Below are 15,460 nucleotides of genomic sequence, written 5' to 3' on the forward strand. Positions count from 1 at the left end.
TAGGTGAGTATAATGGATTATCATAGAATGACTTTAAAGAAAGTTGAAGATTATTTGGACACTGATATAAGACGTGGATTGAGTAATATAGAGGCCTCCTACAGGATAAAGCTCATGAAAGATAGCTTTGTTTATGGGGAGTTTATATATAAGGCTATGAGTATAGCTATAAAAAGAATTTCTATAATCAGAGTTGTTAGTGTAATCATTATGATTGTATTTATTTTTAGGCAGGGAAATACACTTCATTTTTTATTGGGGTTAATGTCTATAGTAATTACTGTTGTGGTAAGGACTTTAAAATATATCAAGGAATCAAAGAAGATTTCCTTAAAGCATATAATTAAAAAGAAATATGTGGTGATTAGAGATGGGAAAGAGCAGGAGGTTAAAGGAAGGAACATAGTATCAGGAGATTTAGTTTTTTTAAATAAAGGGGTATATGTACCTGCGGATATAAGAATAGTATATGCAGAAAATTTTAAGGTGGATGAATTTATTTTTACAGGCAGTCACAGACCGATATTAAAAAATAATACCAGGATTATTGAAGAAATAAATAGTTATTTAGAAATGTCTAACATTGCCTTCATGGGTAGCCTAGTTGATAGGGGTGAGGCTTATGGAATAGTCGTTACTGACTATAGGAATAGTAGATTATTTAACCTTGTACAAGGTCTAGAAGCAAAATCTATGCTTCCTGATAAAGCTAATAAACCTATACTTACTATGGTATTATTACTTTTTGCTATACTATCCATTACAATGGATTTATTTACTAGCTTCTTTGCCAATCACAGGCTAATAGAAGGCATTATATATAATTCTACTCTTTTAATTATCACAATGCCTTACTTTTTATGCGAGGAGATATTTAGCTATTCCTTGAAAAAAGAATATATTAAATATGGTATTAGCTTTAAGAATCTAAAGTCTATTATTAAGCTTAGAGAAGTAAGGGAGTTTTACTTAAATGTAGAAGAGGCTTTAGGTTATGGAGGTAAGAGTATTGAAAGCTTGTATTATGATGGTGAAGAGGTAAAACCTAGCTTAATAGAAAAGGAAAGCTACACTTTTAAAAGGCTTATGGAGGGTCTCCTGCTAACCTATGAAAATCATCAACGGCCTATAGAGGATAAAAGTTATGAGGGATTGGAGAATCAGATTATAAAATCCTTTTCCTGCATGAATAATATTTTCTTAGAGGATATAGAAGGCCATTTTAATCATTGCTATTATCTACAGGATAATCTAGAAGGAGGATTAAAGGGTAGAGTTGTTAAACAAATGGATAACTACAGAGTCTATTTAAAAGGGGAGGTTTCAGAGCTAATTAGCTGCTGTAAAAGTATAATGATTGAAGGGTTAGAAAAGCAAATAACCCCTAGTCACATAAAGGCTATAAGGGAATGGAATTATAATATTGTCTCTAAAGGACATAATACTATTGCTGTAGGATACAGAAACTTTAAATATAAGCCAAGCCCTAGGGATAAGGTTGATAGTAATATTGTTTTTGTTGGAATAATTTCTATTAAGGATATACTAGAAAAATATAATTATGAGCTTCTAAATTACTTGCTAAGAAACAATATAGGATTATCCTTGTTTACGGAGAAAAATCCTACAATTTATTTAAAACTCTGGAAGGAGTTAGGGCTTATAAATGAAGTCAGTGATCTACTTTCTGTAGCTCAGATTGATTATATGGAGGATGATAAGCTTTCTGAGATTTTAAGTTCCTATAACATATTCTCTAAAATAAACAGTACTGCTAAGGAAAGGATAATGAAGGCTAAAAAAGAAGCTGAATGTAAGACTTCTATCACGGGAAGAATCTATAATGATTTTACATATCTTTCCTATGGATATGCTTCTATTGCTTCCGGTGATGATGTATTAAAGGATATAGTAAGAACATCTGATATATGGATAAAAGAGGATTGCTTAAGAAAATTACTTTATCTGAGAGAAGAAGGAAGTAGGGATTTATATTCTTTTAGAAGATATCAAGAAAGTGTTGTATTAGCATTTTTTTTAGAGCTTGTATTTATAATATTATTCAGCTATGAGAATTTATTTTTTTTAAATCTTGTTATTATCCCTATAGTTGCTCTCAGTCTCTCCATAAGGGAAAGAGAAGCTCCAGATGAAAAAGATTATAACACTTCCCTTGTGGAATATAAAAGCTTTGCGTTCCCAAGGCTTATAACTATAAGCTCTTTGGCTTTAATAAGCTATTTAATAAGCTCTGTTCTCCTTGAAGCAAGTAATCCCAATGGTGCATTATTTCTTCTTTTAGTAGCTTTGTTAATTTCCTCTGTAAATTATAGCTATAAATATAATTTATCCAGTAGAAAATGGGTAAAGGGTGCTGTAATATTTGCTGTAGTACTTATAATGGCTTTTATAACTATTAGACTAAGATTATATGGGATAAGCAATATATTATTTAATATTCTTTTGGCATTACTCTATCAGTTAGCTGATTTATATCTTTTCAAAAGGACATAATGGATGTTATATAACATTTGAAGGGATATACCAAATGAAAAGACCTACTATTTTATTAACCCTAAGCTATGTCACTGGATTAGCATCGGCACTGATTGTTTTAGAGAAGCTTTATTTAATAGCAGCTCTTGTGATAATTTTATATATTTTGTTAGTATGGCTAAACGAAAGTACAAAGGTTCTGATTCTATGTGGTGTGTTTATCTTATTAGGAAGTATAAATTTATTTAATTATTATGAGATAAGCTATGCTAGTGCCTCGAACACTACTGTTAGAGTATTAGAGGATAAGAATACATATTTCAAGGTAAGACATAAAGGTAAGCTATATGTGTTGTTAAAAGACGAAGAGTTGAATAAATACACCATTGAAGAAGGTACACTAATAAAGGGACAGTTATTAATTAATGAAAATATTGAACTATATAAAGGAATATTAGGTACCATAGATATAACTTCATCCCTAGAGCTTACTAAAGATTTTGTTTCTTATCTATATAAAGGGAGAGTATGGTTTTATAAAGAATTTTCATCGGTATTGGGCAAGGAAAGAGCTGGAGTTGTATTAGGATTATGCTTTGGAAGTACAAAGTATATTGAGGACTCTGTGGTCAATAGCTTTAAAGGTTTAGGAATTGTTCATGTTATATCTGTATCAGGTTTTCATATTATGCTTTTATACAGCTTGTTTCAGAGTCTAATAGGGAAGAAAGGCGCTCTAATATTAGTATTTTTCTTTGTAATATTTACAGGAGCTCAAGCAGCTACATTGAGAGCCTTTGTGATGCTCTTTGTGCTGTCAATGTCTCAGGTATTCCATAAAAACTATGATAGTATGACAGCGTTGTGTCTTTCTGCTTTAATCATATTAGTGAGTAAACCATACTTAATAACAGACTTAGGTTTTAATTTATCCTGTATTTCTACCTTAGGAATTATTATTTTCAATAAAAAAATCAATAGGGCTTTATATAGACTTCCAGATAAAATAAGAGCATCCTTAAGCTTAACTATCAGTTCACAGCTAATAGTTTTTCCCTATGCCGGTCTTGTGATTAGAACCTTTAGCACAGGGCTTGTATTTGGAAATTTAATTATTATTCCTATATATACTGCTATTATTTATGTTTCTTTATTATCACTAATATTCATTAAGATACCCTTCGCTTTCTTCATAATAAATCAAATAAACATTCTTTTATTTAAAATTAGTGATTCCTGGTTTTACCTATTAAGCAGGCTAAATTTATCAGAAGTAGCTGTATCAGAAGAAATAGTTCTTATGTACACTACCTTGTTCATTACCTTTATTTTTTTAAGGGCGAATAAAATAAGATATAGACTTCTACCTATTTTTCTTCTTCCGGCTATTATGATTTTTAATTACAGGTTTATACCGTCTATAGAAGTTATAGATATGGGAAACACTAGGTATATAGAAGCCAGCTATAAAAGAGAAAGGTATATATTAACCATGGGTAGAGGAGATAGTTTAAGAGAAAAGCTAAGAAACTATCCTGGAAATAAAAAAGTAATGAGTGTGAAAAATAACAAGTATATACTGAAATTGGGTTATACCAGTATAAATATTAAACCTTATAAGCCAGGCAGTAATACAGTGATTCTAAAAATCTGGCCAAAAGATAGTGATGCAAGCACTGTTCATTATGATATAATCAATATGGATAAAGAAGAAACATCTTATGATTTTTATAGAAGGGAAAAGTTAATAAGCTATACTGCCCTTGAAAATCATATTATTATAATGAGCAAGGATGGAGGAGCACAGGTTGTTAGATATAGACAAACTAGAAGGTAATATAAAAAAGAACATGCTGGAGAATTGCTATATTCTTCTTGGAACTGATGAAGAGCTGATAAAAGAACAGATTCAGCAAATAATAGAGAAAGCACTGGATCCTTCATTTGTGGATTTAAACCTTATAAAGTTTGATGGGATGAAGTTTTCAGGGGAAGCTTTTAGAGATAGCTGTGAAACTCTGCCCTTTTTAAGTGACAAAAAGGTAGTACTAGTATATAGGGCGAATTTCTTAAAGGATTTAAATGATAGTGATTCTAAAAAGGCTTTTGAGATATGTAAGGAGTATATAGAAAGCACTCCAAATCACTGCCTTCTTATATTTTACTATATATTAGAGGATAAGAGAGAAAAAATTAGTAATAGAGTTAAGAAGCTGGAGAAGCATTCCTTGGTAGTAAAAGCAGATAGATTAAAAGGTGAGAGATTATACAAGAAGGTAGAGGATAGATTTAACTCACAGGGGAAAGATATAGGCAAGATTGAGCTTAAGTATTTTTGTGAAAAAGTAGAAAATAACACCCACATAATTTATAGTGAAATTGATAAATTAATTAATTTTACTGAAGATAGGAATATAACCAAAGGTGACATAGATGCTATGCTTCCCTATAAAAGTGAAAATGACATTTTTGATTTAGTCGATTATATAGCTGATAAAAAGTCTGAAAGGGCAATTGGACTTATGAATGAGCTCCTTTATAAGGGAGAAAATATCATTTATATTTTAACCATGATAGAAAGACAATTTAAATTACTCTTTAGAGTCAAGCTTAATAAGCACCAGACCACGGATAGTGTTGTGAAAGACCTTAAGCTTCCGCCATTTATATGTGATAGGCTCATAAAGCAAAGTAGAAAATTTAAACTAAAGCAATTAAAAGGATGTATAGAGCTGTGCTTAGCCACAGAAAAAACCTTAAAGAGTACTACACTAGATAAAAAAACAGAATTGGAGCTTATGATAATCAATACTGTAATTATATAAAAAGGAAAAGATTTAGAATAAGGAGAGGGCTACATAAGCCTAAAAATAATTAATAGCTAATCCATTTGGATAAGCTATTAATTTTTATTTTTCGATAAACGAAAAATACTCCTTAAGTTCTAAATCTTTGTCTGAAATACTATAAGATTATGCCATAGCGTTTAGCTTTGCAGCTAATCTTGATTTCTTTCTTGCGGCCATATTCTTATGTATAACACCCTTAGAAACAGCCATATCTAAAGCTTTAACAGCACCTGCAAAAGTATTCTTTGCTTCCTCAGCATTGTTAGCATTAACGGAAGTTTCGAATTTTTTTATAGCAGTTTTAAGAGCTGATTTTATCATTCTATTCTTTAGAGTCTTTGCTTCAGTTACTTTTATTCTCTTTTGAGCTGATTTGATATTTGCCATTATTATTTCACCCCCTTCAATTTAATAGGGTTAGCAGCTTTTGGGGAAATCTGCTTGATAGTCGGATTTCAACAAGTGATATTATAGCATTATTATAGCTATTCTTCAAGTATATTTTAACAGTTGTTCCTATTCTATGTTTTAATGAAGAAATTAATAAATATAATTTATAACATAGTAGCACAATATAATTATCTCATAATTTCATTATATATTAAAGGGAGTGTATTAAATGACAGGAATACGTACAGATTTGGCAGTTGAGCTCAAGGATATGTATCGTGAAAAATATAAAAAAGAATTAGATGGGGTTATCGCTGAGGAAAGAACCTCTGAAAATATAAAAATAACAAAGGTTACAGTGATAAATGAAGAAGGGGCAAAGGCTATTGGAAAGCCTAAGGGTGTTTATATAACTTTAGATTTACCAGAATTAAATCAGTTTGATGGAGATATAATGGATGAGGCTGCTCATCAGCTTGCTGAATCCTTGAAGGAAGTAATCACAGTAAATAAGAATCAAACTATTCTCGTAGTTGGTCTGGGAAATAGTGAGGTTACTCCTGACGCTTTAGGACCTAAAGTTGTTTCCAAGCTAATGATTACAAGACATTTGACAAAAATGATGCCTGGTTCCATTGATGAAAGTATTAATTCAGTATGTTCTTTAGCTCCCGGGGTACTGGGAACCACAGGGATAGAAACCTTAGAGATAATTAAAGGTCTAGTGGATAGAATTAAGCCACAGATGGTTATTTGCATTGATGCCTTAGCATCGAGAAAGATGGAAAGATTAAATCGTACAATTCAAATAGGTAATACAGGTATTGCACCTGGAGCTGGTGTGGGAAATAAACGAAAGGAAATAAATATGAATAGTCTTGGAGTGCCAGTGATAGCCATAGGTGTTCCGACGGTAGTGGATGCAGCAACCATAGCAAATGATACCCTGGATCTTTTTTTAAAAGAAATTAATAAATATACCACAGAAGAAAGTAAGCTATATAAAATGCTAAGCTCAGTGGATAGTAGGCAGAGAGAGAGTATGATAAGAGAAATACTAAACCCTTTTGTAGGAGATCTTATGGTTACTCCTAAAGATGTGGATTCTCATATAGAAGGTATATCTAAAATAATTTCCACAGGATTAAATCTGTGTCTTCAGCCAGCTTTTAATATAGAAGATATTAATAAATTTCTAAATTAATAATATTTATTAATCCCCCCACATATATTTTAGAAATATAGGGGGGATTAAAAATGCCTTATATTACGAAAGCTAATAACAATCTTAACAGAAAAGTTAGTATATTTATATTAACCAGTTCAATTATAGTTTTATTAACAATAGTTGGTATTTTAAAGCTGATCAATAGTGTAGAAACATCCAATAATATGCTTTACATTGAGATATTGAACTATACCCTGCCCATAGTTAAGGAGGGGGCTTTTGATGCTTCCGATATGGCGGAAAGTAATATGAATTTAAAAAAAGCTCTGACCAAGTATTTTAAATTAGATATTAATAGTCCTCTGGTTATTTTATCAAAGGAAAATGCTTTATATTCGCTATTACTAGATACCATCGAGTTTCACAATGATGATAAGCTAGCTTTAACATCCTTTAACTTGGAAGAACTTTCTATTTTTTTTCAAGAAGAGGACAAGGCTTTGGAAAATAGTAACGGAACTATATATAATCCAGATATTAAGAAGCCATTAAATGAAACAATGCCAGAGGTACTGCTATACCATACTCACACAACAGAGTACTATTCCCCATCTACAGCAGAATCGCCCTTTAGTGAAGATACTAGTGTAGTGGCCGTGGGGAAGATTATTGCCGAGGAGCTTCAAAAGAATTATGGTATATCAGTAATTCATGATAAAACAATTCATAATACACAATATAACAATTCATATACCCGTTCTGGAGAAACATTAAGTAAATACTTAAATGAATATTCCGGCTTTAAGGTTATCATAGATATTCACAGAGATGCAGGGGTATCAAAGAATTCAATAACCACCAGTGTTAATGATAAGCAGGCTGCCAAGCTTATGTTTGTATTATCAAAAGCGAGCCCTAACTACCAAAAGAATTTGGAGTTAGCTGATAGACTAAAAGGAATTATAGATGGAACCTTTCCTGGAGTGATGAAAGAGCATAAGCAATACAATAGAGGAAAGGCTAATTTCAATCTTGATAAAGCCCCTAACAGCGCTCTTCTTGAGGTTGGTTCTGAAATAAGTAATATTGAGGAGGCTAAACTCTCAGGACAGATCATTGCTAGAGCTATAGCAGAATACATCCATAGTTCCGTAAATGAATAAAAATAAGAAAATAGAGCATCCTTATAGATAGAATTTTCTAGGGGGTGCTTTTTTGAATATCAGCAATAAATTTTATTCATTAATTGTTATTGCAGCATTGGGAATTATAATTATTGGAGTTATTAGCATAAACATAAAATGGACGAGTGAAAACCTTCAGTGGGATAGCCCGTATAAAAATAGTGCAGAAAAGTTTGAAGCCGATGGCACTTTAGATCTTAATCAGTATGCTGTAGACAATTCACCTATTAAAATTTTTCTCGGCAGTGAAGAAATGAAAGATTTAAGAATTGTTATTAAAGATTATAAAATTGTCATCAATAAAAAGTCTGCAAGGAGTCTTAAGGGAAGCCTGGGAAGAGGTATTAAGCTTACAAATTCTCAACTCAGAAAAGCTTTTAAGAGACATTTTAATAGGATAGTTAATAGTTTTGACAGATAAGGTTATTATTTATTGACACCGTCTTGGTTTAGTGTGTTATAATTTGTAGTGATTTATAAAATGGGGGTGAAATCTATTCTAGGAAAAACATTCCTTAGAATGGGAACATAATGCAAAGTGATAGACAAAAACATATCAGAAATTTCTCCATAGTAGCTCATATAGATCATGGCAAGTCTACCCTAGCAGATAGACTCCTAGAGACTACAGGGACCCTCACTCAAAGAGAGATGGAGGCGCAAGTCCTTGATAATATGGAGCTTGAAAAGGAACGCGGAATCACCATTAAGTCACAAGCTGCAAGGCTTATATATAGAAGAGATAATGGTGAGGAATACATATTAAACCTTATAGACACACCAGGACATGTAGACTTTACTTATGAGGTTTCAAGAAGCTTAGCTGCTTGTGAAGGTGCAATTTTGGTAGTGGATGCTACTCAAGGAATACAGGCTCAAACATTGGCTAATTGTTATTTAGCTTTAGATAATAATCTAGAGATAGTTCCTGTTATAAATAAAATTGATTTGCCTAGTGCAAGACCAGAGGAAATTAAACAGGAAATAGAAGATGTAATAGGTATAGAAGCAGCTAATGCTCCATTAATTTCTGCTAAATCTGGATTGAATATTATAGATGTTCTTGAAACTATCGTTGAAAAAGTGCCTGCTCCTACAGGTGACGAAGATGCACCTTTAAGGGCTTTAATATTTGACTCATACTATGATAGCTATAAAGGTGTTGTATGCTATGTAAGGATAATGGAAGGTAACCTTAAGGTTGGAACAGAAATAAAGCTCATGGCTACTGGTAAGGAATATGAGGTTACCGAATGTGGTATTTTCACACCTGGATTTTTGCCTATTAATGAATTGAGAGCTGGAGATGTAGGATACATAACAGGCTCAATTAAAAATGTAGGGGATGCTAGAGTAGGAGATACTATTACAGAAAAGAAAAATCCAGCTAAAGAAGCTCTCCCTGGTTATAAAAAAGCAGTCCCTATGGTGTTTTCAGGTATCTACCCTGTGGATGGAGCCAAGTATGAGGAATTGAAAGAAGCCATCGAAAAGCTTCAAATTAACGATGCCTCACTATCCTTTGAGCCAGAAACATCAATAGCTTTAGGTTTTGGTTTTAGATGTGGATTTTTGGGTCTTCTGCACATGGAGATAATTCAGGAAAGAATCGAGAGAGAATTTAATCTGGATATAATAACAACGGCTCCATCGGTTATATACAAGGTTATAAAGACTAATGGAGAGCTATTGGAGCTAACTAATCCTACTAATCTACCACCTTTAACTGAAATAGATTATATGGAAGAGCCTGTGGTTAAGGCCTCCATTATAACACCTACGGATTATGTAGGTGCAGTTATGGATCTGTGTCAGGGTAGGAGAGGAGTTTTCAAGGATATGCAATATATTGAGCAGACTAGAGCTGTCCTTAATTATGATATTCCTCTCAATGAAATTATTTATGATTTCTTTGATGCTTTAAAATCTAGAACCAGAGGCTATGCATCCTTAGATTATGAGCTTAAAGGCTATACTGAAAGCAAGCTAGTAAAGCTTGATATTTTATTAAATGGAGATTCCGTAGATGCCCTCTCTATGATAGTACCTGAAGAACGTGCTTATTCAAGGGGGAGAGGAATCGCAGAAAAGCTTAAAGAGATAATTCCTAGACAGCTTTTCGAAATCCCAATTCAGGCTGCTATTGGTAATAAAGTAATTGCAAGGGAAACAGTAAAAGCCTTAAGAAAGGATGTTCTTGCTAAGTGCTATGGCGGTGATATTTCTAGAAAAAGAAAGCTTTTAGAGAAACAAAAGGAAGGTAAGAAGAGAATGAGGCAGATTGGTTCTGTAGAAATACCACAGGAAGCCTTTATGTCCGTTTTAAAAATAGATTAATTATATAGTGGAGGAGAAAAAATGGGAAATATAGATCAAAAGGTAAAGTCTTTATATATACATATACCTTTTTGCAAAAAAAAATGCTATTATTGCGACTTCCCCTCCTTCTGCGGTAAAGATCATTTAACAGAGGAGTATATTAAAGTTCTAAAAAAGGAAATAGATTCAAGAGCCTCTGAATTTAATATAGCTACTATTTTTATAGGTGGGGGAACTCCCACCTTTTTGAATTCTAAAGAACTATATTCACTAGGTGAAGCTATAGGTAAGCTTAATTTAATAAATGATTATGAATTTACTGTGGAATGTAACCCAGGAACTTTAAATAGGGAAAAGCTGATGGCGCTGAAGGATATTGGTGTTAATAGGCTGAGTTTCGGACTTCAGTCTACCCATGATTATCATTTAAAAAGTATTGGAAGAATACACAGCTATCAAGAGTTTGTGGAAAACTATCATCTAGCTAGAGAGATAGGTTTCGATAATATCAATGTTGACTTGATATTTGGTTTGCCCAAGGAGACCATGGAGGAGTGGGAAGAAGACTTAAATAGAATATGCACCTTAGAACCGGAGCACATTTCCTGCTACAGTCTTATAATAGAGGATGATACACCCTTTAAGAAGCTTCAGGATAAAGGTTTATTAAAGCTTCCTTCCGAGGAGCTTGAGAGAGATATGTATAGGAGGGCTCTTGAAATACTTGAAAATAATGGATATACCCAGTATGAAATTTCAAATTTTTCAAAACCGCATAGGGAATGTAAACATAATATAGTTTATTGGGAGCTTAAGGATTATATAGCCTGTGGTACCGGTGCTCATTCTTATGTAGATGGACTAAGAACAAAAAACGCTGCCACCATCGAGGAGTATATAAGTCTTATGAAGAATGAAGGACATGCATATGTAGAGGAGCATAAGAACTCAAGAAAGGATGATATCGAAGAATATATTTTTATGGGGATGAGAATGACTGAAGGCATCAGCATGAAGGCATTTGAAGAAAGGTTTAATATACCATTTAGAGATCTCTATAATAATGTATTATTAAAGTATCAACAAGAAAAACTAATAAATGTACATGATGATAGATTGTATTTCACAAAAAAAGGCGTGGAATTCTCCAATCTAGTACTATCAGATTTTTTGTTAGACGAGTAGGGGAGTAAAGAAGAGAATTCGAGAGTTTTATGAAGAGTGAATAAGACTTTTTTAAATAGAAGAATAATTTCAACTTATTTGGCTTATATTGTTAAAATGTCTAAATTGACAAAGAATTTTATTCAAGTTATATTAAAAACGTAGTAATTAGCACTCAACAATAGTGAGTGCTAATAAAAAGGGGTGAGAAGATGGAGATTGATGATAGAAAGTTAAATATACTTCATGCTATTATTAGAGACTATATCACCACTGGTGAACCTGTAGGGTCTAGAACCATTGCTAAAAAATATGACTTAGGTATTAGTTCTGCAACAATACGTAATGAAATGGCTGATCTAGAAGATATGGGATATATAGAACACCTCCACACCTCTTCAGGAAGAAAGCCGTCAGATAAAGGCTACAGATTATATGTTGATAAGCTTATGAAAATTAATAAGCTGCCTCAGGCGGAAGAGATTATGATAAAGGAGTATCTTCTTCAGGCAGCACTTTTTGAGGTTGATAAGATTATCAAGCAGGCAAGCGCGTTATTATCGGAGCTAACTCAATTAACTTGTGTAGTAAAAACCCCATCAGTAAACAAAAGTGCTGTAAAAACAATTCAGCTAATTGGTATAGATAATAATACAGTGCTCATGGTTCTAGTAACTGATTCAGGGATAATCAAGCACAGTGTCATGAAGGTGGATAAGGTTCCGAATAATGAAGCCTTATTAATTCTTAACACCGTTTTGAATGATAACCTAAAAGGTCTAACCTGTGAGCAGATTAATCTATCAGTGATCAATAATTTAAAAAGATATACAGAAGGTTATGACGCGTTCTTTAATGAAATACTTACAGCTCTTTATGAAAACTTAAGTCATGAAGATGACAGAAGCGACTTATACATGGAAGGAACTACGAATATTTTTAACTACCCAGAATATAACGACATCACAAAGGCTAAGGATTTTTTATCTCTAATATACAATAAAGATAATATGTCCTCTTTGTTAAATTCCAGAGATGGTATATCTGTAAAGATCGGTACTGAAAATTTCATTGAAGAGGCTAAGGATGTAAGCTTCATTTCAGCGGTATATAGAATGGGTGATAAGCCTCTAGGTACCTTTGGATTAATTGGCCCTACAAGGATAGATTATTCTAGGGTTATTGGTGTTATGGCAGAGGTAACTAGAGAATTGAATACATTATTAAAAGGTGAAAGTAATTATAGGCCTTAATAAATGAGAAAATAGAGATGAGGTGTATCAAGGGAAATGGAAGAAGTTAATAAGGATAATCTAAAAGATGAAGAGGTTCTTAATAATCAGGAGGCTTCTCAGGAAGAGTTAAATGAGAATTGGCAGCAAGAAGAAATTCTTGAGGATAAAGAATTTGAAGAGATAGAGAATGAAGATGCCGAAGAAGATAATATAAAGAAGCCAAAAAAAGAATTAAAAAGGCTACAAAAAGAGAATAATAAGCTCCAGGAGCAAAATGCTAAGCTTCAAGAGGAAACAAATGTTTTAAAAGACAGACTTTTAAGGGTTAGTGCAGAATATGATAATTATAGAAGGAGAACAGTTAAGGAGAAGGAAGGTATATATTCCGATGCTGTTACCGATGTGTTAAAGAACATACTACCTGTGCTAGACAATCTTGAGAGAGCATCCAGTACTGAAGGAAGTGTAGATGATATTAAAAAAGGAATTGATTTAACTCTTAAGCAATTTCAAAATGCTTTGGAAAAACTAGGAGTTGAAGAAATATCTATCGCTGAAGGCTTTGACCCTAACTATCATGAAGCCGTTATGCATATAGAAGATGAGTCTTATGAAAAGAATTCTGTTGCTGAAGTGTTTCAGAAAGGCTATAAAAAGGGTTCTAAGGTTATAAGACACAGTATAGTTAAAGTAGCAAACTAATATAAATTTAGGAGGAGACATAAATGGCAAAGGTTATTGGTATAGACTTAGGAACAACAAACTCTTGTGTTGCAGTAATGGAAGGTGGAGACGCAGTAGTTATAGCAAACTCAGAAGGTGCAAGAACTACACCATCAGTAGTTTCTTTCCAGGCTAATGGTGAAAGATTAGTAGGTCAGGTTGCAAAAAGGCAAGCTATAACTAACCCTGATAAAACAATACTTTCAATAAAGAGATACATGGGTACTGATCATAAGACTACAATTGATGGAAAAGATTATACTCCACAGGAAATATCTGCTATGGTACTGCAGAAGATTAAGGCTGATGCAGAGGCTTACTTAGGAGAAAAGGTAACACAAGCGGTAATAACTGTACCTGCATATTTCAATGATAGCCAGAGACAGGCTACAAAGGATGCTGGAAAGATAGCTGGATTAGAAGTGCTAAGAATAATAAATGAGCCAACAGCAGCATCACTTGCTTATGGAGTAGATAAAACAGAAGATGCTCATAAAATTCTAGTTTATGATTTAGGTGGCGGTACTTTTGACGTATCAATTCTAGAGCTAGGTGATGGTGTATTTGAAGTTAAATCCACTCATGGAGACACTCGTCTTGGTGGGGATGACTTTGATGAAAAGATAATGAATTATATTGCTGATGATTTTAAGAGACAGAATGGAATTGATTTAAGACAGGATAAGATGGCGCTTCAAAGATTAAAGGAAGCAGCTGAAAAGGCTAAGATAGAACTATCCTCATCAACCCAAACAATGATAAATCTTCCTTTTATAACTGCTGATGCTACAGGTCCTAAGCACGTGGATATGACACTAACAAGAGCTAAATTCAATGAGCTTACTCATGATTTAGTTGATAGGACTATAGAGCCAATGAGAAAGGCTTTAAATGATGCTGGGCTAGCAATGAAGGACATAGATAAGGTAGTACTTGTAGGAGGTTCTACAAGAATACCAGCGGTTCAGGAAGCTGTTAAAAACTTTACTGGTAAAGAACCTTCAAAGGGAGTTAACCCTGATGAGTGCGTAGCAATTGGTGCTGCAATCCAAGCAGGAGTATTAACTGGCGAGGTTAAGGACATTCTTCTTCTTGATGTTACTCCTCTTACTCTAGGTATCGAGACTCTTGGTGGTATAGCTACTCATTTAATTGAAAGAAATACTACAATTCCAGCAAGAAAGAGCCAGATATTCTCTACTGCTGCTGATGGTCAGACTTCTGTTGAAATTCATATAGTACAGGGTGAAAGACAGATGGCTGCTGACAATAAGACTCTTGGTAGATTTACGCTTTCAGGAATAGCACCAGCACCTAGAGGAATTCCACAGATCGAGGTTACCTTTGATATAGATGCTAATGGTATAGTTAATGTATCTGCTAAGGATAAGGGAACAGGTAAAGAGGCTAATATCACAATTACTGCTTCTACTAACTTAAGTGACGATGAAATTGATAAGGCTGTAAAAGAAGCAGAAAGATTTGCTGAAGAAGATAAGAAGAGAAAAGAGTCTATAGAAATTAAGAATAACGCAGATCAAATGGTATATCAAAGCGAAAAGACTTTAAATGAGCTAGGTGACAAGGTATCTCCAGAGGATAAGGCTAAGATACAAGAAAAGATCGAAGCTGTTAGAAAGATAAAAGATGGAGATGATTTAGAAGCTATTAAGCAGGCAACTGAAGAGCTTACTCAGGAATTCTATGCAGTATCATCTAAGATGTATCAACAGGAAAATCCAGATGGTCAGGGCTTCGATCCTAATAATATGAACATGGGTGGAAATCAAGGACCAGCAGATGATAATGTAGTAGATGCTGATTTTAAGGTTGATGAAGATAAATAATAATTGTGGATAGAAGGTACTTCTGATATAATTATGCAGGGGAAGGCATATACAGTCTTCCCTTTTTTACAGTAAATTTGTAGGT

General features: G+C 33.4%; 12 protein-coding genes. 11 read left to right on the forward strand and 1 reads right to left on the reverse strand.

Annotated elements, in window-relative coordinates; genetic code table 11:
* Positions 1-12: 12 nt before the first annotated feature.
* Genes ACPWSR_RS15680 through holA form a run of 3 tightly spaced genes read left to right on the forward strand, consistent with a single transcriptional unit; the run spans position 13 to position 5,321 of the window.
* Positions 13-2,514 carry a hypothetical protein gene (locus ACPWSR_RS15680; protein ID WP_426349166.1) on the forward strand — a complete coding sequence of 834 codons (2,502 nt, stop codon included), beginning with the start codon at positions 13-15 and terminating at the stop codon, positions 2,512-2,514.
* 34 nt (positions 2,515-2,548) lie between these two features.
* On the forward strand, positions 2,549-4,333 hold the full coding sequence (locus ACPWSR_RS15685; RefSeq protein ID WP_426349167.1) for a ComEC/Rec2 family competence protein: 1,785 nt from the start codon (positions 2,549-2,551) through the stop codon (positions 4,331-4,333).
* Complete coding sequence (gene holA / locus ACPWSR_RS15690; protein WP_426349168.1) at positions 4,305-5,321, forward strand: DNA polymerase III subunit delta; 1,017 nt, start codon at positions 4,305-4,307, stop codon at positions 5,319-5,321. The genes ACPWSR_RS15685 and holA overlap by 29 nt, the downstream gene beginning before the upstream one ends.
* 147 nt (positions 5,322-5,468) lie before the next feature.
* Here holA and rpsT read toward each other — a convergent pair whose 3' ends face one another.
* On the reverse strand, positions 5,469-5,732 hold the full coding sequence (rpsT, locus tag ACPWSR_RS15695) for a 30S ribosomal protein S20 (protein WP_426349169.1): 264 nt from the start codon (positions 5,730-5,732) through the stop codon (positions 5,469-5,471).
* Positions 5,733-5,964: 232 nt separating this feature from the next.
* Here rpsT and gpr point away from each other — a divergent pair, with 232 nt between their 5' ends.
* The 8 genes from gpr to dnaK all read left to right on the forward strand — a co-directional run bounded on the left by gpr (position 5,965) and on the right by dnaK (position 15,375).
* On the forward strand, positions 5,965-6,939 hold the full coding sequence (gene gpr, locus ACPWSR_RS15700) for a GPR endopeptidase (RefSeq protein WP_426349170.1): 975 nt from the start codon (positions 5,965-5,967) through the stop codon (positions 6,937-6,939).
* A gap of 53 nt (positions 6,940-6,992) precedes the next feature.
* Positions 6,993-8,066 carry a stage II sporulation protein P gene (locus ACPWSR_RS15705; RefSeq protein WP_426349171.1) on the forward strand — a complete coding sequence of 358 codons (1,074 nt, stop codon included), beginning with the start codon at positions 6,993-6,995 and terminating at the stop codon, positions 8,064-8,066.
* 52 nt (positions 8,067-8,118) lie between these two features.
* Positions 8,119-8,508, forward strand: coding sequence for a hypothetical protein (locus ACPWSR_RS15710; protein WP_426349172.1), 390 nt, complete (start codon positions 8,119-8,121; stop codon positions 8,506-8,508).
* 110 nt (positions 8,509-8,618) lie between these two features.
* Positions 8,619-10,424, forward strand: coding sequence for a translation elongation factor 4 (gene lepA, locus ACPWSR_RS15715; protein ID WP_426349173.1), 1,806 nt, complete (start codon positions 8,619-8,621; stop codon positions 10,422-10,424).
* Positions 10,425-10,445: 21 nt separating this feature from the next.
* Positions 10,446-11,591 carry a radical SAM family heme chaperone HemW gene (gene hemW, locus ACPWSR_RS15720; RefSeq protein WP_426349174.1) on the forward strand — a complete coding sequence of 382 codons (1,146 nt, stop codon included), beginning with the start codon at positions 10,446-10,448 and terminating at the stop codon, positions 11,589-11,591.
* A 191-nt stretch (positions 11,592-11,782) separates the two neighbouring features.
* Entirely contained in the window at positions 11,783-12,823 is a 1,041-nt protein-coding gene (gene hrcA / locus ACPWSR_RS15725) for a heat-inducible transcriptional repressor HrcA (RefSeq protein WP_426349175.1), read from the forward strand.
* Between the two features lie 36 nt (positions 12,824-12,859).
* The gene (grpE, locus tag ACPWSR_RS15730; protein ID WP_426349176.1) at positions 12,860-13,507 is read left to right on the forward strand and encodes a nucleotide exchange factor GrpE; all 648 of its coding nucleotides are present in this window, start codon (positions 12,860-12,862) and stop codon (positions 13,505-13,507) included.
* Positions 13,508-13,530: 23 nt separating this feature from the next.
* Positions 13,531-15,375 (forward strand): molecular chaperone DnaK, encoded by a 1,845-nt coding sequence (dnaK, locus tag ACPWSR_RS15735; protein ID WP_426349177.1) that lies wholly within the window; start codon positions 13,531-13,533, stop codon positions 15,373-15,375.
* The last annotated feature ends 85 nt before the right edge of the window (positions 15,376-15,460 follow it).

The sequence above is a fragment of the Alloiococcus sp. CFN-8 genome (genome assembly GCF_049943125.1).
Lineage (GTDB): Bacteria > Bacillota > Clostridia > Clostridiales > Clostridiaceae > JAEXZL01.